Raw genomic sequence first — 24224 nt, 5'->3', positions numbered from 1 at the left:
CGCGGGCGGCTATTTGGGGCCTCCTGTGCGGCGCGATGTCATTGCTCTGTCATACGGACGTGAGAAGATGGTCTTGCTCTTTCAAATCTCTCCCGATTTGAATCCTTTCACCCGCGTCCTGGACGCGGGTTTTTTTTGCCCGCGCCTCGTCGAGCTGGAACTGGCGCACCACGCGCGCCAGGCTGGCGGCTTCTTCCTGCATCGCCGCGGCCGCCGCGGCGGCCTGCTCGACGAGCGCGGCGTTCTGCTGCGTCACCTGGTCCATATTCGTGATCGCCATGTTCACCTGCTCGATGCCGGAGGACTGCTCCTCGCTGGCCACGCGGATCTCGGCCATGATATCAGTTACGCGGCGCACGCTGGCCACCACTTCCTGCATCGTGCTGCCGGCCTGCTCGACCAGCTTGCTGCCGGCCTCGACCTGGCTGACGGAATTGCCGATCAAGCCCTTGATCTCTTGCGCGGCCGCCGCGCTGCGCTGGGCCAGCGTGCGTACTTCGCCCGCCACCACGGCAAAGCCCCGGCCCTGTTCGCCGGCGCGGGCCGCTTCCACGGCCGCGTTCAGCGCCAGGATATTGGTCTGGAAGGCGATGCCGTCGATGACGCCGATGATGTCGACGATCTTGCGGGCCGAAGCGTCGATCGAACCCATCGTATCGACCACCTGCGACACCACGGCGCCCCCGCGGGCGGCCACGTCGGAAGCGTTTTGCGCCAGCTGGTTCGCCTGCCGCGCGTTTTCCGCGTTCTGGCGCACGGTAGCCGTCAATTCTTCCATCGAGCTGGCCGTCTCCTCCAGGTTGCCGGCCTGCTGCTCGGTGCGCGACGACAGGTCCTGGTTGCCGCTGGCAATCTCGCCGGATGCCAGCGCGATCTGGTCGGCACCGCCGCGCACCTGGCCGACCACGGCCGAGAGGTTGGCGCTGATGCCGTTCATCGCGCGCGTCAGGCCGGCGATTTCATCCTTGCCGTCGACGGCCAGCTGCACGGTCAGGTCGCCGGCGGCGATCCGGGTGGCGGCTTGCTCCACTTCGCGCAGCGGCTGGGTGATGTAGCGACGCACGCCGAAATACATGATCGCGGAGAATGCCGCCAGTGCCGCGAAGCCCGCCGCGATATACCAGTTGCGCAGGCGCGCCGCTTCGGCCGTGATTTCCTCGCGATAGGCGCCACCGGCGATCACCCAGTTCCAGCCCTTGAAGGTGGTGTAGGCCACGATCTTTTCACGCGGCGACGTCTCGTCCGGATTCAGCCACGGGTAGGTGATCACGCCTTCGCCTTTTTCCAGGATTTCGCGGATGAACGGGCGGCCGTCGGAATCCTTGGAATCGAGGATCACGTCGCCTTCGCGCTTCGGGTGCACGATCAGCTTGCCGAGGTTCGGGCCCGGCGTGGAGTCGAGCACGTAGAAGTAACCGGTGCTGCCCACCTTGATCGAGCCGATGCGTTCCTTCAGCGTCGCTATTTCATGCGAAATGTTCACGCCGACATAGAGCACGCCCACGATCTTGCCGGCAGCGTCGCGCACCGGATCGTAGCGGGTGATGAACGGCTTGCCGAACAGCGTGGCCATGCCCGTGTAGCTCTGGCCATTGCGGAGTACCGCGTAGCCCGGGTGCTTGTGGTCGAGGATGGTGCCGACCGCGCGGCTGCCATCTTCCTTCTTTGTAGTGGTCGACACGCGCACGAAATCTTCACCGGAGGCGACGAAGATCGTGGCGCCCGCGCCGCTCTTCTTGGTAAACGCATCGGGAATCGTGAAATCGTTATTGAGCACGCGGTCGCCGATCTTCAGTGCCGGCGTGCTCTTGCCGCCGACGTCGATCGTGGTAGCGGTATCGAGCGAGAATTGACCATCGAATTCGGAGGCCAGCATTTTCGCGAAGGCGTTGACGTCGCTGCTGACGGCCGTATTGAACAGGTCCACCATATTCTTCACGCCGGTAAGCTCTTGCTGGACGCTGGCGATGGCGCGATCTTCGAGCAACCGGCTGGTGCTGATACTGATGATTGCGATCAGGACGCCGAGCGTCAGCGCGAGCAGGCCGAAAGTCATGGCCGTGATACGCGAGCCGACGCTCCAGTTGCGAAGATTGAATGTGGTGTTGGGCATAAAAGTAAAAGTAGGTCGAATGGCAAATAAGACAACGTTGGAATAAACGCGTCTACCAGCGCGGCCCGGGTATTGCGACTGGAAAGCAGGAATACCCGAATACTTTGTATATTATCGGCGTGCTTTGAGGAAACTTAAACAAACATTTGCAAAATTGTTGTACCCCGACAAATACGTAGTAACCCGTACATCCTGTCGGGTTTGAAACATTGTCGAAGTTTCCTTAATGAAGTTCTAAGCCTGATGGCAGCCGATGATGGCAAAGTGTATCCCGTACCGCGCAATTGTCGAGCGCGGCAGGTTGCCGGATTCCTCAATCCGGCACGAATTCGCCGTCGGCGCCTCGAATGCTGTCATTAATACATCGACCCGGTGAAATTAATGCGGCGCCGGCAGCAAGGTTCAATCCCCGCGCTCTCGATAGAAAGCGTTTTAACCGGTCCCCTCCTCAGATTGCGGCCGGTTTTTTTTTTGCCTGTACGCATGGAGCTGGAACGGGCCGCGATTTTAAGAGTTTGCGCGCGGTAACGCAATGCGTGTGTGGATTCAAGCCATGCGCTTGTACCACGCCTGCCCGGCGACCAACTGGCAGTAATGGCCGGCGATGCATGCTTCGTCATCCAGTTCGCGGTCGATGCCCAGCACGCCGAGCACGGCCAGGCTGTCGCGGAACAGTTTCAGCACGCGCCGCCGCAGCAGCGGCCCGAAGTCGGGCAGGGCACGGCGGCACACGATCAGCTGGAATTCGTTGAACGACGAATCCGTGACGAGATTGTATTGCGCCCACGTGATTCGGTTTTTCAATTGCGGCACGGGCACGAGCCGGCCGTTTTCGAGATGGAAGTATTCGGACAGCCTGCCGCTGCCGCCGGCCTGTTCGTAGCGCTGCTGGTATGCGCTCATCTTCTCCAGCGGGATCGAGGCGGACAACGCTTCGTCCAGCAGTTCGTCGGAAGGCACGGTCGCGTAGATCTCCGTGCGCCACAACAGCTGGCGCTCGGCAAGCAGCACGGCCGCAGTCCATGCCTGCTCGGCGCCCGCGCAATCGGCCAGCCACACTTTCGGCAGCGGCGCGCCGGGCAGGCATTGCTCGGCCACGGCCAGCAGCTGGATTGCCTCTTCCGTATCATCGAACATCGACGCCGGCGCCACGCCCAGCGCGCGCAGCAGCGCTCCGGGCGTGGCCGCGTCGTGCAACACGCGGTCCTGCAACTGCGAGAGCGTGCCGAGGCCGCGCCGTGCCATCAGCGCATGCAGCTTGCGCTTGACCGCGGCCCGGTCATGGTTGCGGAAGTCGAAGCCGTAGCGCTGCGCCACCGCTTCGAGCAGCAGCGACAGTTCCAGCGCTTCCACTTCCGGGTCCGGTACGGGCCGGTGTTCCTCCATGGCGGCACCCATCTGCGCCGCCATTAGTGGAGCCAAACCCGCATCAGCGACAGCAGCTGGGCCACGTCCACCGGCTTGGTGATGTAGTCGGAGGCGCCCGCGGCGATGCATTTGTCGCGGTCGCCCTTCATCGCCTTGGCCGTCAGCGTGATGATGGGCAGCGACTTGAACTTCGGAATGCGGCGGATGGCCCGCATCGTGTCGTAGCCGTCCATCTCCGGCATCATGATATCCATCAGCACGATCTCGATCGTGGGGTCGCGCTCGAGCACTTCGATGCCGTCGCGGCCGTTCTCGGCGAACGACACCTGCATCTGCTCGCGCTCGAGCAGCGAGGACAGCGCGAAGATATTGCGCAAATCGTCGTCGACGATCAGCACCTTGCGCCCCGCCAGCCCGGAATCCTGCGCATGCACCTGTTCGAGCATGCGACGCTGCGGTTCCGGCAGGCTGGCCTGGGAACGGTGCAGGAACAGCGCCGTCTCGTCCAGCAGCCGCTCGGGCGAGCGGGCATCCTTGATCACGATGGTTTTCGCGTAACGTTTCAGTTTCGCCACCTCGCGGCGGTTCAGTTCCTTCGCCGTGTTGATCACCACTGGCAGGTCGCGCAGCGTCAGGTCCTTGCCGATCAGGTCGAGCAGGTCGAAGCCGGAAATGTCGGGCAGGGTCAGGTCCAGCACCATGCAGTCGAAGTGGCTGGTGCGCAGCGCCGCCAGCGCTTCCTCGCCCGTGCCCACGGCGGTGATGTCGACGTCCGTCGCGCCGATCAGGGCCACGATCGCGTCGCGCTGGCCGGCCTCGTCGTCGACGACGAGCAGGCTGCGCTTGCCGCCCAGCAGGAACTTCTGGATGCGTGCGAACTGTTCCTGCAACGCCTCCTTGCTGACCGGCTTGTTCATGAACGAGATGGCGCCCGAACGCAGCGCGCGCTCGCGCTCGCGCGAGGCCGACATCACGTGCACGGGGATATGGCGCGTCCCCGGATCGCGCTTCAGGCGGTCCAGCACGGTGAAACCGTCGATGTCCGGCAGGTCCAGGTCGAGCAGGATCGCCGACGGCACATAGTCGCGCGCCAGCGACAGCGCCGAGTCGCCGTGCACGGTGACGATGCCCTTGAAGTTCTTTTCGCGGGCGAATTCGAGCACGATCTTGGCAAAGCGTTCATCGTCCTCGATGATCAGCACCGACGGGTCGCCCGGCGCCGTCAGGCCCCGGTCGTCGAGGGTGGCGCCGTACACGCCATTGTCCGCATCCGCGTCGAGGGGCGTGGCCGTGCTGGCCGTGTCATCCGCCAGCTCCGGGCTTTCCACGGCCGGTGGCGGCGTGTAGATGACTTTCGGCGGCTGGGGCAGGGCGCGCTGCGAGGACGGGGAACGCGTGTATCCCGACTGGTCGTAGTTGATGAAGCCGGCGCGGTTGTACGGCAGGTACAGCGTGAAGGTGGACCCGCTGCCCACCGTCGATTCCACGCGGATCTCGCCGCCCAGCAGGCGCGCCAGCTCGCGCGAGATCGACAGGCCGAGGCCGGTGCCGCCGTACTTGCGCGCGGTGGAGCCGTCGGCCTGCTGGAACGCCTCGAAGATCAGCTGCAGCTTGTCCGCCGCGATGCCCACGCCGGTATCGTGCACGGAGAACGCCAGCACCGCGTCGGCATTGGCCAGGTTCGGATTGTCCGGACTCCAGCCGTGGTCGACCAGGCCGATCTCCAGCGAGACCTGGCCGTGCGAGGTGAACTTGAACGCGTTCGACAGCAGGTTCTTGAGCACCTGCTGCAGGCGCGTGGTGTCCGTCATCAGCGAGGCCGGCAAATTCTCTTTCAGCGCCACGGTGAAGCCCAGGTGCTTGGCCTCGGCCATGTGGCGGAACGTGCGGTCCACGTAGTTGCGCAGGTTCGCGAAGCGGTATTCCGAGACGTCCAGCGTGACGGTGCCCGATTCGATCTTCGACAGGTCGAGGATGTCGTTGATCAGCGTGAGCAGGTCGGAACCAGAGCCATGGATCGTCTTGGCGAATTCCACCTGCTTCGAGGACAGGTTGCCTTCCGGGTTGTCGCCCAGCTGCTGCGCCAGGATCAGCAGCGAGTTCAGCGGGGTGCGCAGCTCGTGCGACATATTGGCCAGGAACTCGGATTTATACTTCGACGACAGCGCCAGCTGCGTGGCCTTTTCCTCCAGCGCCAGCTTGGCCTGTTCCACCTCGCGGTTCTTGCGTTCCACCTCGATGTTCTGCTCGGAGAGCAGGCGCGCCTTTTCCGCCAGTTCCTGGTTGGTCTGCTGCAGTTCCTGGGCCAGCGACTGCGATTGCGTCAGCAGCGATTCGGTGCGGCTGTTCGCCTCGATCGTGTTCAGCACCACGCCGATCGATTCCATCAGCTGGTCGAGGAAGGAAAGGTGCGTTTCGGTGAAGCGGTCCAGCGAGGCGATCTCGATGACGGCCTTGACCTGCTGCTCGAACAGGATCGGCAGCACGACGATATTGGTCGGCGGTGCCGAGCCCAGCCCGGAAGAGACGACGATGTAGTCGCGCGGCACGTCCGTCAGCCAGATCCGCACCTTCTCCAGCGCGCACTGGCCCACCAGGCCTTCGCCCGGCAGGAAGGAGGTCGGCAGCTTGCGGCTGGAGCGATAGCCGTAGCTGGCGATCATGCGCAGCCGCGCGTCGTCGGTCTGCGAATCCATCATGTAAAACACGCCGTGATGGGCGGACACGAGCGGCGCCAGTTCCGACAGGATCAGCTTCGTCACCGCCTGCAGGTCGCGCTGGCCCTGCAGCAGGCGGGTGAAGCGCGCCAGGTTGGTCTTCAACCAGTCCTGCTGGGCGTTCTTCTGCGTCGTCTCCTTCAGGTTGCGGATCATCTCGTTGATGTTGTCCTTCAGGTACGACACTTCGCCGCGTGCCTCCACCTGGATGGAGCGGGACAGGTCGCCGCGCGTCACCGCCGTCGCCACCTCGCCGATCGCGCGCATCTGGTTGGTCAGGTTCGCGGCCAGCTGGTTCACGTTTTCCGTCAAGTCCTTCCACGTGCCGGCCACGCCGGGCACGTTCGCCTGGCCACCCAGCTTGCCTTCGGTACCCACTTCACGGGCCACGCGCGTCACTTCCGACGCGAACGAGGACAGCTGGTCCACCATCACGTTGATGGTGTCCTTCAGTTCCAGGATCTCGCCCTTCACGTCCACCGTGATCTTCTTCGACAGGTCGCCGCGCGCCACGGCGGTGGTCACCGCCGCGATGTTACGCACCTGGCCCGTGAGGTTCGATGCCATGAAGTTCACGTTGTCGGTCAAGTCCTTCCACGTGCCGCCCACGCCCGGCACATAGGCCTGCCCACCGAGCTTGCCTTCGGTACCCACCTCGCGGGCCACGCGCGTCACTTCCGATGCGAACGACGACAGCTGGTCCACCATCACGTTGATGGTGTTCTTCAGTTCGAGAATCTCGCCCTTGACGTCCACCGTGATCTTTTTCGACAGGTCGCCGTTCGCCACCGCGGTCGTCACCTCGGCGATGTTGCGCACCTGGCCGGTCAGGTTGCCGGCCAGCTGGTTGACGTTTTCCGTCAAGTCCTTCCAGGTGCCGGCCACGCCGGGCACGTTCGCCTGGCCGCCGAGCTTGCCCTCGGTACCCACCTCGCGGGCCACCCGCGTCACTTCCGAAGCGAAGGAGTTCAGCTGGTCCACCATCACGTTGATGGTGTTCTTCAGTTCGAGAATCTCGCCCTTCACGTCCACCGTGATCTTTTTCGACAGGTCGCCGTTCGCCACGGCCGTGGTCACGTCGGCGATGTTACGCACCTGGCCGGTCAGGTTGCCCGCCATCGAGTTCACCGAGTCGGTCAAGTCCTTCCACGTGCCCGCAACCCCCTTGACCTGTGCTTGCCCTCCGAGTTTTCCTTCAGTCCCCACTTCGCGGGCCACCCGCGTCACTTCCGATGCGAACGATGACAGCTGGTCCACCATCACGTTGATGGTGTTCTTCAGTTCGAGAATTTCGCCCTTCACGTCCACCGTGATCTTTTTCGACAGGTCGCCGTTCGCCACGGCGGTGGTCACGGCGGCGATGTTACGCACCTGGCCCGTCAGGTTCGACGCCATGAAGTTCACGTTGTCGGTCAAGTCCTTCCACGTGCCGCCCACGCCCGGCACGTAGGCCTGGCCACCGAGCTTTCCTTCGGTACCCACCTCGCGCGCCACGCGGGTCACCTCGGAGGCGAAGGAGCGCAGCTGGTCCACCATCACGTTGATCGTGTCCTTCAGCTGCAGGATCTCGCCGCGCACGTCCACCGTGATCTTCTTCGACAGGTCGCCGTTCGCCACGGCCGTGGTCACCTCGGCAATATTACGCACCTGCGAGGTGAGGTTGCCCGCCATGGAGTTCACGGAGTCGGTCAAGTCCTTCCACGTGCCGGCCACGCCCTTCACCTGCGCCTGTCCGCCCAGCTTGCCCTCGGTGCCCACCTCGCGCGCCACGCGCGTGACCTCGGAAGAGAACGACAGCAGCTGTTCCACCATCGTGTTCGCCGTGGTGGCGGCGCGCAGGTACTGGCCCTTCAGCGGGTGGCCGTCGACTTCCAGCGCCATCGTCTGCGACAGGTCGCCCTTCGCCACGGCGCCGATCACGCGCGCCATCTCGGTGGTGGGGCGCACCAGGTCGTCGATCAGCGTGTTCACGGCGCTGATGATGGTGGCCCACCCGCCGGAGACGTTGGTGACGGGCGCGCGCTGCGTCAGCCGGCCTTCGCGGCCCACCACGCGCGAGACTTCCGTCACGGACTTGACGATGCGGTCGTTGGTCTCGATGATGTCGTTCAGCGTATCGGCGATCTTGCCGGATACGCCGGTCCAGTCCGACGGCATGCGCGCCGAGAAATCGCCTTTTTTCAATGCCATCAGGGTTTGCAGGATCAGCTTCAGATCCAGCTCCTCGGGCAGTTCGGTCATGTCGTTCATCGACCAGTCCTCATTCGCTAAAGGTGTTTTGTTCAAGTAGGGTGAGCAGTTCAGGAGCGGCTTGCGGCGGGCAGAATAGCGTGCCTTGCCATTGATCGCAACCGAGCGTGGTCAGAACGGCAAGCTGGTGCTGCCGGTCGACGCCCGTGGCGGCGACTTCCATCGACAGCGCGCGCGCCAGGTGCACGATGGCGGCCACCAGGTCGGTGCCGCCGGCATCGTCGCCGATATTGCCCACGAACGCAGGATCGATCTTCAGGATGTCCAGCCCGAGCCGCTTGCAGGCGGCCAGGCTGGTGCCGGCGTGGCCGAAGTCGTCCAGCGCCAGCAGCACGCCGCCGGCCTGCAACTGCCGCAGCAGCGGTTCGAGCGCGGCATGGTGGGCGGTCAGCAGGGCCTCGGAAATCTCCAGCACGATCGCGCCGGCGGGCAGCTGCTGTCGCCGCACTTCGGCCAGCAGGCGGGCCGGCAGGTCCGGCCCCAGCGCCGGCGCGGCCAGGTTCAGCGCCACGCGAGCTTCGGCCAGCGACACATCGGCCGCGCGCCACGCGGCCGCTTGCGCGCACACGGTGGCCATCACCCAGGAATCGATGCGCTCGAGCAGGCCGCGATCCTGCACCGCGGGCAGGAAGGTGGCCGACTCGATGCGGCCCAGCCGCGGGTGTTGCCAATACAGCAGCGCTTCCACGCCGCGTACGGCGCCGCTGGCGAGGGCCAGTTGCGGCTGGTACAGCACGTCGAGCTGGCCGGCAGCCAGCGCGTGGCGCAGTTCGGCCGTCCATTGCTCGCGCTCCTGTTCGCGCACGTTCATCTCTTCATGGAAGAAGCGGATCTCGCCACCCTGGCCGGCGCCCTTGTTCCCCTGTTGCTCGCGCTCTTCCTTGGCGCGGTACATGGCCAGGTCGGCGCTCTTCATCAGCGACCGCGCATCGGCGCCGTCCTGCGGATAGACAGCGATGCCGATGCTGGTCGAGGTATGCACGCGGTGCTCGCCGATGGTGAAAGGCCGGGCATGCGCGTTGGCGATCTTGCGCGCCACGCGCGCCGCGTTCTCGCCGGGCGCCTTGCCTTCGATGAGCACCACGAATTCGTCGCCGCCCAGCCGCGCCACCACGTCCGACGCCCGCACGGCCGCGGACAGCCGCGCCGCCACCTGCCGCAGCAGCTCGTCGCCCACGTCGTGGCCGAAGCCGTCGTTGATCTGCTTGAAATCGTCGAGGTCGAGGAACAGCAGCGCGAACTGGCTGCGCCGGCGGTCGCTCGACGCCACCGCGTGCTCGAGATGCTGGATCAGCGAGCGCCGGTTGACCAGACCGGTCAGCGCGTCTTTCGTCGACAATTCGTGGGCCCGCTGCTCGGCCTGCTTGCGCTCGGCCACTTCCAGCTCCAGCTCGCGGTTGGCCATCTCCAGGTCCTGCAGGCGCTGCGAGCGCAGCTCGGCGTTGATGCGCCGGGTTTCCTCGGCCTGCGCGTGCAGGTGCAGGTGCTTGCGCGCCAGTTCCACGAAGGTTTGCACCTTGGCCTGCACCACCACGGGCGTCAGCGGCGCGTACAGGTAGTCGACGGCGCCGCTTTCATAGGCGCGCAGGCGGTGCGGCTCGTCCGCGTAGGAGGCGGTAACGAAGATCAGCGGCACGCTGGCCGAGCGCGGGTGGGAGCGGATGGCGGCGGCGGTATCGAAGCCGTCCATGTCCGGCATCTGCACGTCCAGCAGGATCGCCGCGAAGTCGTGGCGCAGCATCTCGCGCAACGCTTCATTGCCCGAACGTGCCTTGACGAGCTCGTAGCCGGCCATGTCGGCATGCGGGGCCAGCAGACTCTCCAGCGCCAGCAGGCTGGCGGGATCGTCGTTCACGAGGAGGACTTTGGGAATATGCACGACGACGTCACCCGGTTTTTTCGTTGTAAAACGATACGCTTGTGCGGGCGTGAGTCAAGGAAAAAAACTCAGGGAAAAGGTGGCTACGGCCCGACAGTCAATATAGCAAAAATGAAATACCGATGGGAAACGATTTGACGTACCGGACGCGGGTATTCGAAAACCTGTGGGTACGGGGAAGAAAACCTGTGTCGCACACCTTTTCCGGAAGAAGCGCCCCGAAAAGATGTCCGACACGGGAGCTTACTGTAGTTGATTCAGCAGGAAAGTATAGGTCAGCGCCCACATCTTCGCCTGCTGGTCGTTGTTGGCGGCGCCGGCGTGGCCGCCCTCGGTGTTTTCCCAGTACAGCACGTCGTGCCCCTGTTCGCGCATCTTGGCCACCATCTTGCGCGCGTGGCCGGGGTGCACGCGGTCGTCGCGGGTGGAGGTGGTGAACAGCACGCGCGGATAGTGCTTGTCCGGGAAAACGTTGTGGTACGGCGAGTATTCGGCGATGTAGCGCCATTGTTCCGGATCGTCCGGGTCGCCGTATTCGCCCATCCACGAGGCCCCGGCCAGCAGCTTGCTGTAGCGGCGCATGTCCAGCAGGGGCACCTGGCAGACGACGGCATTGAACAGGTCCGGCCGCTGGGTGAGGGCGGCGCCCACCAGCAGGCCGCCATTGCTGCCGCCCATGATGCCGAGGTGGCGCGGGCTGGTAATTTTCCGCTTGATCAAGTCCTGCGCGACGGCCAGGAAATCGTCGAAGCCGCGCTGCCGGTGTTCCTTCAGGGCCGCCTGGTGCCAGCGCGGGCCGAACTCGCCGCCGCCGCGGATATTGGCCAGCACGTACACGCCGCCGTGCTGCAGCCACGCTTCGCCCGTCACGCCGCTGTAGAACGGTTTCAGCGAAATCTCGAAGCCGCCGTAGCCGTACAGCACGGTCGGATTGCTGCCGTCCGCCTTCGCATCCTTGCGCTGCACGACGAAGTAGGGCACTTGCGTGCCATCCTTGGACGTTGCCTGGAACTGGTGCACTTCATAGGGCTTCGCGTCGAAGAAGCCGGGCAGGGACTTCAGCGGGGTGCGCTCGTCGCTGCCGGTGCGCGCCAGGTAGACGGTGGTCGGGGTCAGGAAGCCGGTAACGGTCAGGAAGTATTCGTCGGAGGCGATCGCATCGAGCGGCGCCACCTCCAGCGTGCCGAAGGAGGGCGCGTCGACATCGCGCCGCTGCCAGCGGCCATCGACATGGCGCAGCTCGACGAGGCGGTTCTTCACGTTGTCGAGCACATTGAGCAGCAGGGCGGAATGCGTCGAGGCCACGCCGTCGAGCGAGGTGGTGGGCGTGGGCGTGAACAGCACGTCGAATTGGCGCTCGCCGGCCATGAAGCGGCGGAAATCCGTTGCCAGCAGGGCCCCTTGCGGATAGACCTGGCCGGCGACCGTCCACTCGGAGCGCAGGTCGATGATCAGCTGGTCGCGCACCGTGTAGGCGTTGGCGTCGAGCGGCTTGTCCACCTTGGTGAGCCGGTCGCCTTCGCGCAGGAACAGCTCGCTGCTGTAGAAGCCGATCTGCCGCATCACGAACTGGAACTCGTGGCCGGGCGTAAAGTCGCGGTACGCGCCCACGCCCAGGTCGTCGTGCTGCGCCTCGTACACGGTGCGCGCGGCGGCCAGCGGCGTGCCACGCTTCCACTCTTTTACGATGCGGGCGTAACCGGAGGTCGTCATCGAGCCTGGGCCGAAGTCGGTGCCCACGAACAGCGTGTCGGCATCGATCCAGGCGATGTCGGTCTTCGCTTCCGCCAGGTTGAAGCCGTCGGCGACGAAGCTTCTCGAGGGCATGTCGAATTCACGCACGACGACCGCGTCGCCGCCGCCGCGCGACAGCGACAGCAGGAAGCGTTCACCCTTCGGATACAGCGACGACACGCCGCTCCACACCCAGTTCTCGTTCTCGTCGGCGGCCAGCTTGTCGAGGTCCAGCACGGTTTCCCAGTGCGGTTGGGGCAGCCGGTACTGTTCCGGCGTGGTGCGGCGCCAGATGCCGCGCACATGCTGCTCGTCGCGCCAGAAGTTGTACAGGTAGTCGCCATGCTTGCGCACGAAGGGGATGCGTTCCTGCGAGTTCAGGATGGTGCGCAGGCGCTCGTGGATGGGGGCATACTGCGGCCGCGCTTCCAGCTCGCCCAGCGCCACGTCGTTCTGTTGCCGGACCCAGGCCAGCGGCCGCTCGCCGCCGACATCTTCGAGCCATTGATGGGGATCGTCCGGCACATTGGTGTCAACGGGCTGCGCGGGGGATGAACTCGAACTCATGCTTGCTCCTGTTCCGATGGAAGGCGTACTCTACACCAACGTTGCCGCTCCGGTGGATGAGCGGCATTCGTGTGGCAAACCGCGTGCCGTGCTGTCACAATCGCAACCCATCAAGACCGAAAAGGAGTTCCCATGCGCATCGCCACCTTCAACATCAACGGTATCGGCGCCCGCCTGCCGGCCCTGCTGCAATGGCTGGAAGAGGCGCAGCCGGACGTGGCCTGCCTGCAGGAGTTGAAGGCGCCCCAGGAAAAATTCCCGGCGGCGGCGATCGAGGCCGCCGGCTACGGCGTGATCTGGCATGGCCAGAAAAGCTGGAACGGCGTGGCGATCCTGGCACGCGGCACGCAGCCGATCGAAGTGGGCCGCGGCCTGGCGGGCGACCCGTCCGACGAGCAGAGCCGCTATATCGAGGCGGTGGTGAACGATGTCGTGATCGCCGGGCTCTATTTGCCGAACGGCAACCCGGCGCCCGGGCCCAAGTTCGACTACAAGCTGAGCTGGATGGAACGGCTGATCTTGCGCGGCGAGCAGTTGCTGGCCACTGGGGCGCCGGTGGTGATGGCGGGCGACTTCAACGTGATCCCGACCGACCTCGACGTGTACAAGCCGGAGCGCTGGCTGGACGACGCGCTGTTCCGCCCCGAAACGCGCGAGGCGTTCGAGCGGCTGCTGGCGCAGGGCTGGACGGATTCGCTGCGCAAGCTGTATCCGGGCGAGAAGATCTATACGTTCTGGGACTATTTCCGCAATGCGTTCGGGCGCGACGCCGGCATCCGCATCGATCACCTGCTACTGAGCCCATCGCTGGCGCCGGCGCTGAAGGCGGCGGGCGTGGACCGCGATGTGCGGGCGCGCGAAAAGCCGAGCGATCACGCGCCGACGTGGATCGAACTCGATCCGGCGAAGATTCCGAAGGTGGCGAAGCCGAAAAATGTGCCCTGATCCGGGGCGGACGCGGGTGGGGCGGCGCCGCGAACCGCATCGCGGCGGACGATGCAATACGGATTGCGTAATGTCCACTATGCAAATATCAACATAACAAAAGGGGATTGTGGCTCTAAGCTCGCGTCGGATCATATAACGACGAGACACCCCGACGACGCCCCGCGGCAGAGTCGGCGGGCAAAAATACAGGAGCCGCAATGTCCCAGCCTCAGATGCAGCGCAACTTGCGCCAGAGCATTCCCACGTCGTCGCCCACGGCGACCGGCAAGATCGACCAGTATTTCCAGATTTCCGAACGGGGCAGCACGCCGCGCCGCGAGGTGGTGGCCGGTGTCACCACCTTCATGGCCATGGTGTATTCGGTGTTCGTCGTGCCGGGCATGCTGGGCAAGGCCGGCTTCGACGTCAGCGCCGTGTTCATCGCCGTGTGCCTGACGGCCGCCTTCGGCTCCCTGCTGATGGGATTGTGGGCCAGGCTGCCGATTGCCATCGGCTGCGCCATCTCGCTCTCCGCATTTACCGCGTTCGACCTGGTGCTGGGTAAAGGCTTGTCGCCCGCCGTCGCGCTGGGCGCCGTGTTCCTGATGGGTGTGATCTTCACCGCGATTTCGATCACCGGCGTGCGCTCGTGGATCCTGCAGAACCTGCCCGCCGGCGTGGCGCACGGCACCGGGGTCGGCATCGGCCTGTTCCTGCTGATGATCGCCTCGAATGACGTCGGCCTGGTGGTCAAGAATGCCCATGCCGGCCTGCCGGTCGCGCTGGGCAATATCACGTCGTTCCCGGTGGTGATGAGCATCCTGGGCCTGGCCGCCATCTTCGGCGTCGAGCAGCGCAAGGTACCGGGCGGCATCCTGCTGGTGGTGGTCGCCATTTCGGGCATCGGCCTGGCGTTCGATCCGAACGTGCGCTTTACCGGCGTGTTTTCCTGGCCGCAGCTGAGCGCGCCAGGGCAGGCTTCGCTGATCGGCGCGATGGATCTCCAGGGCGCGCTCGGCATGGCCGTGCTGCCCAGCGTGCTGGCACTCGTGATGACCGCCGTGTTCGACGCCACCGGCACCATCCGCGCCGTGGCGGGCCAGGCCGGCCAGGTCGATGCGAAGGGCCACATCCACAATGGCGGCAAGGCATTGACGGCCGATTCGGTGAGCTCGATCTTCTCCGGTCTGGTGGGCAGCGCGCCGGCCGCCGCGTATATCGAATCGGGTGTCGGCGCCGCCGCCGGCGCGCGCACCGGCCTGACGGCGGTCGTCGTCGGCCTGCTGTTCCTGGCACTGATCTTCTTCGCGCCGCTGGCCGGCCTGGTGCCGTCGTACGCCACCGCCCCGGCGCTGATGTACGTGGGCCTGCTGATGCTGGGCGGCGTGGCCCACATGGACATGAGCGACAAGATCGACATGCTGGCAGGCCTGGTGTGCGCCGTGTTCATCCTGCTGACCTGCAATATCGCCACGGGCATCATGCTCGGCTTCAACACCTTGGTGGTTGGACGCCTGCTGGCAGGGGAGTGGCGCAAGCTGAACGTGGGCACCGTGGCGATTGCCGTCGCGCTGGCCGCTTTCTATGCCGGGGGCTGGGCGATCTGAGTCATGGGGAGGGGCCGGAGGAGGGGATATCCCACCTCCACGGGGCCAGGCCCCGGAGCTCTCCATGAACCAGGGTATGAGAAAAGATTCGCGACGGGATAACCGAAACGCAGTTCCGAAACCCGACGATTTGACACGGCCGGCTTATGCCTGCCTTATCAATACGTTGGGGGAACGATGGATTATCGCGTCTGGCTGCTGGCCCTTGCCATCTTCTTTGCTGGTATCGATGAAAACGTCTTTATCGGCATCCTTCCGGGCGTGGCGTCCAGCCTCGCTGTCGGCCAGTCCAGCGCCGGCCAGTTGACGACCGTTTTCTCGTTTGCGTACGGGATTACGGCACTGATGGTGTCCTCGCTGCCGTATTATCCGATTGGCGATGGACGTGGCCGGGCGCCAGTCAGCCTGGAGCGTAAGCTGCGCATGTACATCGTCCAGCAGTGCTTTGGCTTGTCAGACGAAGGCAGCGAAGACGCCGTCTACGATAACCAGCCTTGATGCTCGCGACCGGGTCGATTATCCTGGAGAGGAGGGCAGGTATTTTGAAATCGGGGCGTGGGGGCGGGTCATAAATAAATGGGAACCTATTTCGCCGGTGTTCTTTTTAGCGCTGTGGCTACCTGTAGCGTTGCGGCGTCGTCCGCTGAGTACCATCAATGCGACCGTGTCGGGAAACAGCTTACTGTCAGAATATCTGCTGAGAACCGTATCATCAAAAATAAGAAAAGTGCTGCTCTGAAGATCACCATTGAAAATGTCAGCTCCGAGCCTGTTTCCTTGGAGCCTTTCATGGCAGCCGAGGACTACTGGTTACGATTCGAGGTTATTGGCCCTGATAAGAAAATCTCCCCATGGAGCGGGCCGGAAAAAAATTTCCGCGATGATGGCGAGCGGTTCACCTTGTACCCGGGTTACCATTGGGGGAGGGTGAGCGAAAATATCGCCATGCATTATGAGTTCTCGAAAAGTGGTGTTTACGCGGTTCGCGCGATTTATGGTATTGGTTGGGATGGCAAGTGCCCATACGGAAAATACTATTCAAACGTCGTCAAACTTGTAAAGAGCTCAAGCTCGAGTGAGCCCTTGGTGCACGAGTAATTAATCTCATCCATCAGCAAGAAATCAGCGCTTCCTTGTTGTTATTGGACGCGAGAAACAACGAGCACATTTCGTGTCGCACATGCGGCCGAGGCCTTGGCGCGCGATGTTTTTCGAGGCGCTAACACAACCGGATGGGTAGGTGACATTTTCGCTATCGTAAGCCCGAATTGGGATATCCAACGGAACCTGACGTGGCGCTTAGGTCAGGGCCGCTTCAACTGCCCGATAACGCTCGCCACCTTGGTTGTGATTACATCCACCGCCGGCACATTCGCCCCATGTGGCAAGATGACGTCGGCATGCCGCTTGGTCGGCTCGATGAATTGCTTGTGCATCGGGCGCACGGTATCGAGGTACTGGCCGACGATGCTTTCCAGCGAGCGCCCCCGTTCGGCGATATCGCGCTGCATGCGGCGGATGAAGCGGATGTCGGGTGCCGTGTCGACGAAAATGCGCAGCGACATCATGTCGCGCAGGTCGGCGTCGTACAGGGCGAACAGGCCCTCGATGACGATGACGGGGGCCGGCTTGACGGGGATGGTCTTGTCGGAGCGGTTGTCGATGGTGAAGTCGTACACCGGCATCTCGATCGCTTCGCCATTGCGCAACGCCTGCACGTGCTGGATCAGCAGCGGCCAGTCGAAGGCTTGCGGGTGGTCGTAGTTCTGCTTGCGGCGTACTTCGGGGGGAAGGTCGGACTGGTCGCGGTAGTAATCGTCCTGCATCACCACCGACACCATGTCGGCACCGAATGAAGACAGGACTTGCTGGGATACGGTGGATTTGCCACTGCCGCTTCCGCCGGCAACACCAATCACGAACGGAAGGTAAGAAATCTGATTCATCCCCGCATGATACCGGAGCGGCGGCGGGATCGACACACCGGTTTTCCGCAGAGGCATCCAATGCTTCATGAGAAACCGGTGTCGCACACTTTTTCCGGAAAAGCGCCCGGAAAAAATGTCCGACACCAAGGCGGCGCTGGTGGGAGGGAGAAGACAAACCGTCAGGTGCGCAATGAGCCCCGTGCCGGTCCGTGGAGCCAGGCGAAGAGGGCCGTCGCGGCGGCGCCGCCGGCCAGTTGCGCGAGCGCGAACGCCGGTGCGTCGGCCGGGCGCAGCGCCCCGGCCGCGCCGAACGCCTTGGCCAGCGTCAGCGCCGGGTTCATGAAGGCCGAGGAGGAACTGAACCAGCAGGCCGCCATCACGTAGGCCGACACGGCGAACGGCGCGATCACCGGGCGGGCGCGGCCGCAGCCGATGAACACGCACAGCAGGCCGAAGGTGGCGACGAATTCGCCCAGCCACTGGCCGCTGCCGGTGCGTGCCTGCTGCGCAGCCACCAGGAAATCCAGGCCGTACATGCCGTGCACGGCCGCCGCGCCGGCGACGGCGCCCGCGACCTGCACGGCGACGTAGGGCGCCACATGGTCGGCGGGCAGGTTGCCGCGCCACGCTTGCGCCAGGGTCAGCACGGGGTTGAACAGGCCGCCGGAGATGTTGCCGAAAGTGAGGATCAGCACGGCCAGCCCCATGGCGCCGACCAGCGCGCTGACGAGCAAGGCCATTGCCGCGTCCCCGCCCGCGAGGCGTTGCGCGGCAATGCCGGCGCCGCCGCCGATCGCCAGCAGCAGTGCGGTGCCGATGAATTCGGCTGCCAGACGTTTCGCCAAGGCCATGCAGAGTTTCCAGAATAAACGTTGAGAACGTGTACTCTAGAGCAAGGCGCGGTCGCGGAATATCGACGTCAGCGTATATTCATTCGGTATCGGCAAGCACTGGCGAACAGCCAGCCATTGCCGTCAGGCCAGCGCTTCCTTGGCCGCTTCTTCCGGCGTCAAGCCGTCATAGAACTGGTCCATGAACCATTCGACCTGTTCCTCGATATGGTCCTGGGCCTGCTGCACCGTGGCGCCACCGGCGACGAGAAACCCTTCCACTTCGATACACCACTGGATGAATGCCAGCGTTTCCTCATCCAGTTCTTCTTTCTTGGCCATCTTTGTCCTGTCGTGTTACGTCATCAGCGCAGATGCGCGATGTACACACGATTTTACCGCATCGATTATTCAGGCTCGCCGAACAATTCACGGCCATCCCACCGCGGCACATCCGACGCGCCATGCATCGACACTGCCGCATGGGCCAATCCCAGGCTGCGGGCCAGCCGGGGGAATGCGCGGCAGTATACGGTCTGAACGCCGGCCAGCCGTGCCAGCTGCCGGTAGTCGACGGCCATGCCGGCCGGCACGCGGGCAAGGATGGCGGTCACGCGCTCGCGCCAGTCGTCGGACCACGTGATGGGTGGCGCGCCGGCTGGATGCTCCGGCCCTCGGGACCCCTCCCACGGCACGATCGGATCGCCTGCCCGGATGATGCCCCCGGCAACCACACGCGCCAGCATGCCGCGCGCGCGGCCGATCCGCCCCGCCAGCCCCGGTGCATGTGCATCCAGGTAGCCACAGGCTTCGCAGGCAAAGGTCAGTTGCAGAACGACTTCGCACCCCACGCGCAGCAGCGTGCCGGATGCGAAGTCGGATGTATCGACATCGAGCAGCAGGTTTTCGCGCAGCGTGTGCGGTGCCAGCGCATGGCGGGCATAGGCCGGCGTGCCGGCCAGCAGCACCTGGCGCGGGGACAGCGGATCGGCGTGGATGTCGCCGGCCAGGCCGCTGCCGGCGACCGCCGCGGCCTCGGCCACGGCGCGGGGCGCTTCGCGCGAGCCGGGGCGCAGGGTGATGGCCCGGACGTTCCCGATGGCGCCAGCGCGCGGCAGGGAGAAGCAGGGTAGCGGCAGCGTGGCAGGCGAACAGTGCAAGGCGGCGGTCGTAACAGTCATGGCAACTCCGTCGAGTGTATCAGCGTTCCTGCTTGACCCAGATGGGCGCGGACCACAGCAGGCTGCCGTCGTCCTGCGTCAGCCGGGCGTAGTAGTAATGTTGGCCGGGGGAGGGCGCGAGCGTCACTCGCGTGGCCGCCAGTGTCATCGTCTCGGGTTCGCCCTCGCGGCCCGGTACGCCGGAAACGATGAGCAATTGCGCGGCGGCGCGGCCGGCGCCGCCTCCGTATTGCACGGCCAGCGTCAGCGTGCCCCGGTCGGTGATGCGCTGGCCCATCACGTGGCCGTTCGCCGTCAGCACAAGGGTCGCGGATTTGTCCGTGGTGGCGAAGACGCGCCGGGCGCGGATCGCATCGAGCAGCGTGCCGGCATTGAAGGGCGTGCGGCGCGGCAGCAGTACCCCCGTGCGGTTGGGTGCGGCGGCGCCCCAGTTGGCGCAGTGGTTGTCCTGGTTGCTGCTGAAGGCCACGTGCCAACCCGCCTCGAGGGCGCGCTGGCACGTGCTTTCGAAGGAACTCATGCGGCTTTCTCCTTCGTCGGTGCGGTTCGAGAAGGCGGCGCTGTTCGTCACCTCGCACAAGGCCATGGCTTCGTCCGCCTCGGGAACGTGGCCGAGCGGCTTGTCGCGCACGCGGAACTGCCGCGCGTTCGGGTGGTTGAATTGCCCCAGCCAGCCGCGCCGCGCCAGCAGCGAATACAATGCTTCGTAGTCGTGTTTGCCGGTGAACGTGTCGCCGATGACTTCGCCCACCTCGTTGCGTTCCCAGCCCAGCAGTTCGGGCGTGTCCAGGATGTTCAGGTGGCCGCCATTCGTGATCACGCCCCACTCGAGGCCGTGCAGCGCCACGAAGCCCGGGTGTTCGGCCGTGTATGCCGCCGCCTGCGCCAGCCCGCGCCGGTACAGCTGGCGCGCGGCTTCGGGGTCCGCTTCGGTATCGTTGCCCTCGGAACCATCATACATGTGGTTGTGCTCCGATGTCAGCAGGAAGTCCAATCCGTGCCGGTGCGCGAACGCGTAGGCTTCCCGCGGGCCGGCTGCCATCGTGCCCGGCTCGCTGGCACCCGTGCATTCGGCCACCGGCACGCCGCCGTCGCTGTGGCCGGTCTGGCTGTGCAGGTTGCCCAGGTAGATGTCCCACTCCGGGCGCGCCATGCCGCGCAGCACTGTGGGCGGCGCCGGCAGCGACGGAGCTGCCCCGATGGCGATCTGGCGCTCCTCCTCGGTCGCGGTGGCCGGCTCGCCATGCACCGCCGCCGTCATGCGCAGGCGGTAGATACCCGGCGCAGCGCGGCCAGGCCGCCAGGCGACTGCGTGCCGCGCTGTTCCGCTCGTCAACGGCGCGCTGCCGCGCCAGCGTTCGATCACGCGGCCGCCCGGCGCGCGCAGTTCCAGCCGCCAGTCCACGCGCCGGCCCGGCGGCGCTCCGGGGTATTCGAACGCCAGCGCGACGCGCCGGGCCGGCCCGCCATCGGCACGGAACGGGGCCTCCAGCCAGGCGGAGAATTCGGCGTGGTCCGGCTGCCCGGAGTGGGGCGCCGCGGTCGCCGGCCCGGCCAGCAGCGCCACGGCCACTGACAAGAGCAGCCACATCCATTGGAGTCGCCGGGCGCGGCCGTAAGCCGCTACCATTGCATCGAAGACAAGGGCGCTCGCGCCGCACCGTGGCGGGAAACCAACGCACTGCGATAGCGTGGAAGACAGTGTGTACGGCAGCGTGTGCGACAACGATGCCGGCCCACGTCGCGGGCAAGAATGGATCGTGACCATGGAGACCTCCTGCTCTTCCGTTCGACCCGCGCGCGGCCAGTCGGTTTCATCAGTATAGTTGCGCGTAATCAGAACGGTGCTTGCGGTGGCCGGCTGGGACCATTCAAGGTATGCTGCTGTATTGCAAGTAGTATTCAGTGAGTTTCAATGCGCAAATCCGCCGAATTCAGGAAGGCACTCGTGGGATCGCGTCTCCTGCACTGGGGCATCGGGCTGTCGCTGGCGGTCGCGGTGGGGCTGGCGCTGTTCGCTGCCACCCTGAAATCGGTCGAGGACAATGCGCGCGTGCGTTTCGATAACGCGGCCCGCGCCACGCAATACAGCATCGGCGCCAGCGTGAAGGCATACTCGGACGTCCTGCGCGGCCTGGTGGCGCTGTTCCAGGCATCGAGCGGTCTGTCGCGCGAGGAATTCAGCCAGTACGTGGCCAGCCTCGACGTGCCCCGGCACTTCCCGGCGATCGAAGCCATCAACTACGCGCCGGACGTGCGCGACGCCGACCGCGCCGCTTTTGTCGCCGCCGTGCGCGGCGACCGCAGCGTGGACCCGGCCGGCTATCCCCGCTTCGACATCCGCCCGCCGGGGCGCCGGCCCCGCTATGCGCCGCTGACCTGGCTCGAGCCGATGCTGAAGGAAAAAATGGGTGTCGACATTGCCGCCAACCCGGCGATCGCGCGGGCCATGGACCTGTCGCGCGATACCGGCCAGATCAGCGCCTCCGGCCAGCCGGTCCGGGTGCAGGGCCCGGTGCCGCACATCGGCCTGGGCATGCGGCTGCCCGTGTACCGCCGCGGCATGCCGATCGGCGACGTGGACGGGCGTCGCGCCGCCTACCTGGGCTCGGTGGGCATCGGCTTTTCCGTGTCCGCGCTCGTGCAGGGCGCCATCGACGAGCTGGCCGGCCAGAAGGTGCGGCTGCTCCTGTATTCGGACGGCAATACCGATCCGGACAAGCGCCGCCTCGAGATCGAGCCGGACGACCGCCTGCTGTACAACGATACCGGCGCGATCGACGCGCCGGCCACGCTGCCCGGCAATGTCGACGATTACTTCGTGGCCGTGCTGCCGATCGATTTCAACGGTGCGCTGTGGAAGGCGCGCTTCTACACGCCGAAGGAAGACATGATCAGCGGCTTCGACCGGCATCTGCCGTCGATTGCCCTGGCCACCGGTTTCGTGGGGACACTGCTGCTGTACGGCTATGTCTTCGTGCTGACATCGCAGCGCCGCAACGCCCAGGAACAGCGCCGGCTGCTGGACAGTGTGCTGGACAACGTGGATGCCCACGTCTACCTGAAGGATGCGGAGCGCCGCTTCATTTATGTCAATGCCCGCATGGCCCAGGTGATGGGCCGCTCCGCCGACGAGATCGTGGGCCGCACGGACCGCGAGCTGCTGCACAAGCGCGAGGCGACGCGGGACTGGCTGGAAGACCGGCAGGTGCTGGAAGACGGCATCAAGCGCACCAGCGAAGGCCAGTTCGTCGACGCCCAGGGCAATACGCGCCACCTGTGGACGGTGAAGGCGCCGGTGGAACTGGAGCGCGGGCCGGCGGTGATCACGCTGTCGACCGACGTGACAGAACTGCACGAGCTGAAGGAAGCCGCGCAGGCCGCCAGCCGGGCAAAGAGCGACTTCCTGTCGAACATGAGCCACGAGATCCGCACGCCGATGAACAGTGTGATCGGCATGTCGCACCTGGCCCTGAAATCGGCGGCCGACCCGAAGCAGCGCGATTACCTGAGGAAAATCTACCACTCCGGACAGCACCTGCTGGGCATCATCAACAATATCCTCGACTTTTCCAAGATCGAGGCGGGCAAGCTCGACCTGGAGATGCTGGATTTCCCGCTCGATGCGCTGTTCGGCAACGTCGCCACGCAGCTGGGCGAGGCGGCGGCGAAACGGGGCCTCGAGCTGGTGTTCGAAACCTGGCCGAACGTGCCGTCCCAGCTGCGCGGCGACCCGCTGCGGCTGGAACAGGTGCTGTTGAACTTCACCAGCAATGCCATCAAGTTCTCGGAGAAGGGCCGCATCCACCTGCGCGCGCGGGTGGTCGAGGAGCGCGACAACCAGTTGACCGTGCGCTTCGAGGTTCAGGACCGCGGCATCGGCATGACGCCGGCCCAGGTTGAAGGCTTGTTCCAGTCGTTCCACCAGGCCGACACGTCCACCACCCGCAATTACGGCGGCACCGGCCTGGGCCTCGTGATCAGCAAGCAGCTGGCCGAGCTGATGGGCGGCACCGTCGGGGTCGAGAGCGCGCCTGGCCTGGGCAGCACGTTCTGGTTCACGGCCCGGCTGGAGAAGGGCCTCGCCGTGCCGGCGGCGGAGGAGGAAGCGGGGCTGCGGGAGGAATTGCTGGCGCCGCTGCGCGGGGCCGCCATCCTGCTGGTCGAGGACAATGTGTTCAGCCAGCAGGTGGGCCAGGAACTGATCGAGGACGCCGGCGCCACGGTAGTGATCGCCAACAATGGCCGGGAAGCGATCGACCTCCTGCAGAAGGGCCACTTCGACTGCGTGCTGATGGACGTGCAGATGCCGGTCATGGATGGCTACGAAGCCACGCGCCGGATCAGGAGCCATCCCACGCTGTCCGGCACGCTGGTGATCGCCATGACGGCCAATGCCGGCCGCGAAGACCAGGTGCGCTGCCAGGAAGCGGGCATGGACGATTTCCTCACCAAGCCGATCGTGCCGAACTTGCTGTTCTCCACGCTGTCCAAGTGGCTGAGCCAGCGCGCGGTCGATGGCCGGGCGGCCCAGGTGCGCACCGTGTCCCCGGCCCGCGCCGCCGCGAACGCCGGCAGCGACGCTGCTGCCAACGCTGCTGCCAACGCTGCCGGGAACGTTGCTAACATCGTCGCTAACAGCGTCGCTAACAGCGTCGCTAACAGCGTCGCTGCCGGCGCCGGCGCCATGTCGGTCATGTCGGCCACGCCGGCACGCCGCGCGATGGACGTGATGCCGGCCGTTGCGGAACCGCCGCTGTTCGACCTGTCCGTGCTGGGCGCTACCTTCGGCAACAAGGCCGACAAGATGCGCAAGTACGCGCTGATGTTCCTGTCCTCGGGCCGGGATGGGTTGGCCGAGGTGGAGGTGGCGCTGGCGGCGGGCGACATGCGCCGGCTCTCCGAGCTGGGCCACCGTATCAAGTCGTCGGCCCGGGCTGTCGGCGCGCTGGGCTTTGCCGAGCTGTGCCTGGCTCTCGAACGCCTGAAACCGGACGACGATCCGGCGCAGGCTGCCCGCATCGTGGCCCACATGGGTCCGACGCTGGATCGCCTGAAACGCTATCTCGACGTGGAGCTGGAACCGCAGCTGCGCGAGCTCGGCGACCAGCCGGGGTAAATGG

Annotated in this window: 14 protein-coding genes and 1 pseudogene; 5 read left to right on the top strand and 10 right to left on the bottom strand. The window is 65.2% G+C overall.

What is annotated here, in order from left to right:
- Positions 1-49: 49 nt before the first annotated feature.
- The 5 genes from V6Z91_RS27510 to V6Z91_RS27490 all read right to left on the bottom strand — a co-directional run bounded on the left by V6Z91_RS27510 (position 50) and on the right by V6Z91_RS27490 (position 12628).
- Positions 50-2056 carry a Cache 3/Cache 2 fusion domain-containing protein gene (locus V6Z91_RS27510; RefSeq protein WP_338763842.1) on the bottom strand — a complete coding sequence of 669 codons (2007 nt, stop codon included), beginning with the start codon at positions 2054-2056 and terminating at the stop codon, positions 50-52.
- Between the two features lie 603 nt (positions 2057-2659).
- Positions 2660-3523, bottom strand: a complete 864-nt coding sequence (locus V6Z91_RS27505; protein ID WP_338763839.1) for a CheR family methyltransferase — start codon at positions 3521-3523, stop codon at positions 2660-2662.
- Positions 3523-8448, bottom strand: a complete 4926-nt coding sequence (locus V6Z91_RS27500; protein ID WP_338763837.1) for a HAMP domain-containing protein — start codon at positions 8446-8448, stop codon at positions 3523-3525. The genes V6Z91_RS27505 and V6Z91_RS27500 overlap by 1 nt, the downstream gene beginning before the upstream one ends.
- 10 nt (positions 8449-8458) lie before the next feature.
- Complete coding sequence (locus tag V6Z91_RS27495) at positions 8459-10327, bottom strand: EAL domain-containing protein (RefSeq protein WP_338763835.1); 1869 nt, start codon at positions 10325-10327, stop codon at positions 8459-8461.
- A gap of 243 nt (positions 10328-10570) precedes the next feature.
- Positions 10571-12628 carry a prolyl oligopeptidase family serine peptidase gene (locus tag V6Z91_RS27490; protein WP_338763832.1) on the bottom strand — a complete coding sequence of 686 codons (2058 nt, stop codon included), beginning with the start codon at positions 12626-12628 and terminating at the stop codon, positions 10571-10573.
- A gap of 132 nt (positions 12629-12760) precedes the next feature.
- On the opposite strand from V6Z91_RS27490, the gene xth reads away from it, so the two are divergent.
- From xth to V6Z91_RS27470, 4 genes and pseudogenes are all read left to right on the top strand, one after another.
- Positions 12761-13573: an exodeoxyribonuclease III gene (gene xth, locus V6Z91_RS27485; protein WP_338763830.1), complete on the top strand. Its 813-nt coding sequence runs from the start codon at positions 12761-12763 to the stop codon at positions 13571-13573.
- 215 nt (positions 13574-13788) lie between these two features.
- The gene (locus V6Z91_RS27480) at positions 13789-15162 is read left to right on the top strand and encodes an NCS2 family permease (RefSeq protein ID WP_338772084.1); all 1374 of its coding nucleotides are present in this window, start codon (positions 13789-13791) and stop codon (positions 15160-15162) included.
- 345 nt (positions 15163-15507) lie between these two features.
- A pseudogene (locus V6Z91_RS27475) lies at positions 15508-15654 on the top strand (transposase); the annotation flags it as partial.
- 84 nt (positions 15655-15738) lie between these two features.
- Positions 15739-16260: a hypothetical protein gene (locus tag V6Z91_RS27470; RefSeq protein WP_338763827.1), complete on the top strand. Its 522-nt coding sequence runs from the start codon at positions 15739-15741 to the stop codon at positions 16258-16260.
- A gap of 206 nt (positions 16261-16466) precedes the next feature.
- On the opposite strand, the gene udk is transcribed toward V6Z91_RS27470, so the two are convergent.
- The 5 genes from udk to V6Z91_RS27445 form a co-directional block, all read right to left on the bottom strand.
- Positions 16467-17108 (bottom strand): uridine kinase, encoded by a 642-nt coding sequence (udk, locus tag V6Z91_RS27465; RefSeq protein WP_338763825.1) that lies wholly within the window; start codon positions 17106-17108, stop codon positions 16467-16469.
- 161 nt (positions 17109-17269) lie between these two features.
- The gene (locus V6Z91_RS27460; protein ID WP_338763823.1) at positions 17270-17941 is read right to left on the bottom strand and encodes an aquaporin; all 672 of its coding nucleotides are present in this window, start codon (positions 17939-17941) and stop codon (positions 17270-17272) included.
- Between the two features lie 123 nt (positions 17942-18064).
- Entirely contained in the window at positions 18065-18262 is a 198-nt protein-coding gene (locus V6Z91_RS27455) for a hypothetical protein (protein WP_338763821.1), read from the bottom strand.
- Between the two features lie 65 nt (positions 18263-18327).
- On the bottom strand, positions 18328-19101 hold the full coding sequence (locus V6Z91_RS27450) for an MOSC domain-containing protein (protein WP_338763819.1): 774 nt from the start codon (positions 19099-19101) through the stop codon (positions 18328-18330).
- Between the two features lie 19 nt (positions 19102-19120).
- A complete protein-coding gene (locus V6Z91_RS27445) occupies positions 19121-20692 on the bottom strand; it encodes a phosphotransferase (RefSeq protein WP_338763817.1) in 1572 nt (523 codons plus the stop codon).
- Positions 20693-21049: 357 nt separating this feature from the next.
- Between V6Z91_RS27445 and V6Z91_RS27440 the strand changes: the two genes are divergently transcribed.
- Positions 21050-24220, top strand: coding sequence for a CHASE domain-containing protein (locus V6Z91_RS27440; RefSeq protein ID WP_338763815.1), 3171 nt, complete (start codon positions 21050-21052; stop codon positions 24218-24220).
- Positions 24221-24224 lie beyond the last annotated feature (4 nt).

Origin of the sequence: Massilia sp. METH4 (assembly GCF_037094685.1) — a bacterium.
Lineage (GTDB): Bacteria > Pseudomonadota > Gammaproteobacteria > Burkholderiales > Burkholderiaceae_D > Rugamonas.
Note: the sequence above shows the minus strand (reverse complement) of the source record. Positions and strands in the feature narration are given on the sequence as shown.

Excerpts from the sequence above, each read along its gene's own strand:
- V6Z91_RS27510 (WP_338763842.1), bottom strand. The coding sequence starts at position 2,056 with ATGACTTTCGGCCTGCTCGCGCTGACGCTCGGCGTCCTGATCGCAATC.
- V6Z91_RS27505 (WP_338763839.1), bottom strand. The coding sequence starts at position 3,523 with ATGGCGGCGCAGATGGGTGCCGCCATGGAGGAACACCGGCCCGTACCG.
- V6Z91_RS27500 (WP_338763837.1), bottom strand. The coding sequence starts at position 8,448 with ATGAACGACATGACCGAACTGCCCGAGGAGCTGGATCTGAAGCTGATC.
- V6Z91_RS27490 (WP_338763832.1), bottom strand. The coding sequence starts at position 12,628 with ATGAGTTCGAGTTCATCCCCCGCGCAGCCCGTTGACACCAATGTGCCG.
- xth (WP_338763830.1), top strand. The coding sequence starts at position 12,761 with ATGCGCATCGCCACCTTCAACATCAACGGTATCGGCGCCCGCCTGCCG.
- V6Z91_RS27480 (WP_338772084.1), top strand. The coding sequence starts at position 13,789 with ATGCAGCGCAACTTGCGCCAGAGCATTCCCACGTCGTCGCCCACGGCG.
- V6Z91_RS27470 (WP_338763827.1), top strand. The coding sequence starts at position 15,739 with ATGGGAACCTATTTCGCCGGTGTTCTTTTTAGCGCTGTGGCTACCTGT.
- udk (WP_338763825.1), bottom strand. The coding sequence starts at position 17,108 with ATGAATCAGATTTCTTACCTTCCGTTCGTGATTGGTGTTGCCGGCGGA.
- V6Z91_RS27460 (WP_338763823.1), bottom strand. The coding sequence starts at position 17,941 with ATGGCCTTGGCGAAACGTCTGGCAGCCGAATTCATCGGCACCGCACTG.
- V6Z91_RS27455 (WP_338763821.1), bottom strand. The coding sequence starts at position 18,262 with ATGGCCAAGAAAGAAGAACTGGATGAGGAAACGCTGGCATTCATCCAG.
- V6Z91_RS27450 (WP_338763819.1), bottom strand. The coding sequence starts at position 19,101 with ATGACTGTTACGACCGCCGCCTTGCACTGTTCGCCTGCCACGCTGCCG.
- V6Z91_RS27445 (WP_338763817.1), bottom strand. The coding sequence starts at position 20,692 with ATGTGGCTGCTCTTGTCAGTGGCCGTGGCGCTGCTGGCCGGGCCGGCG.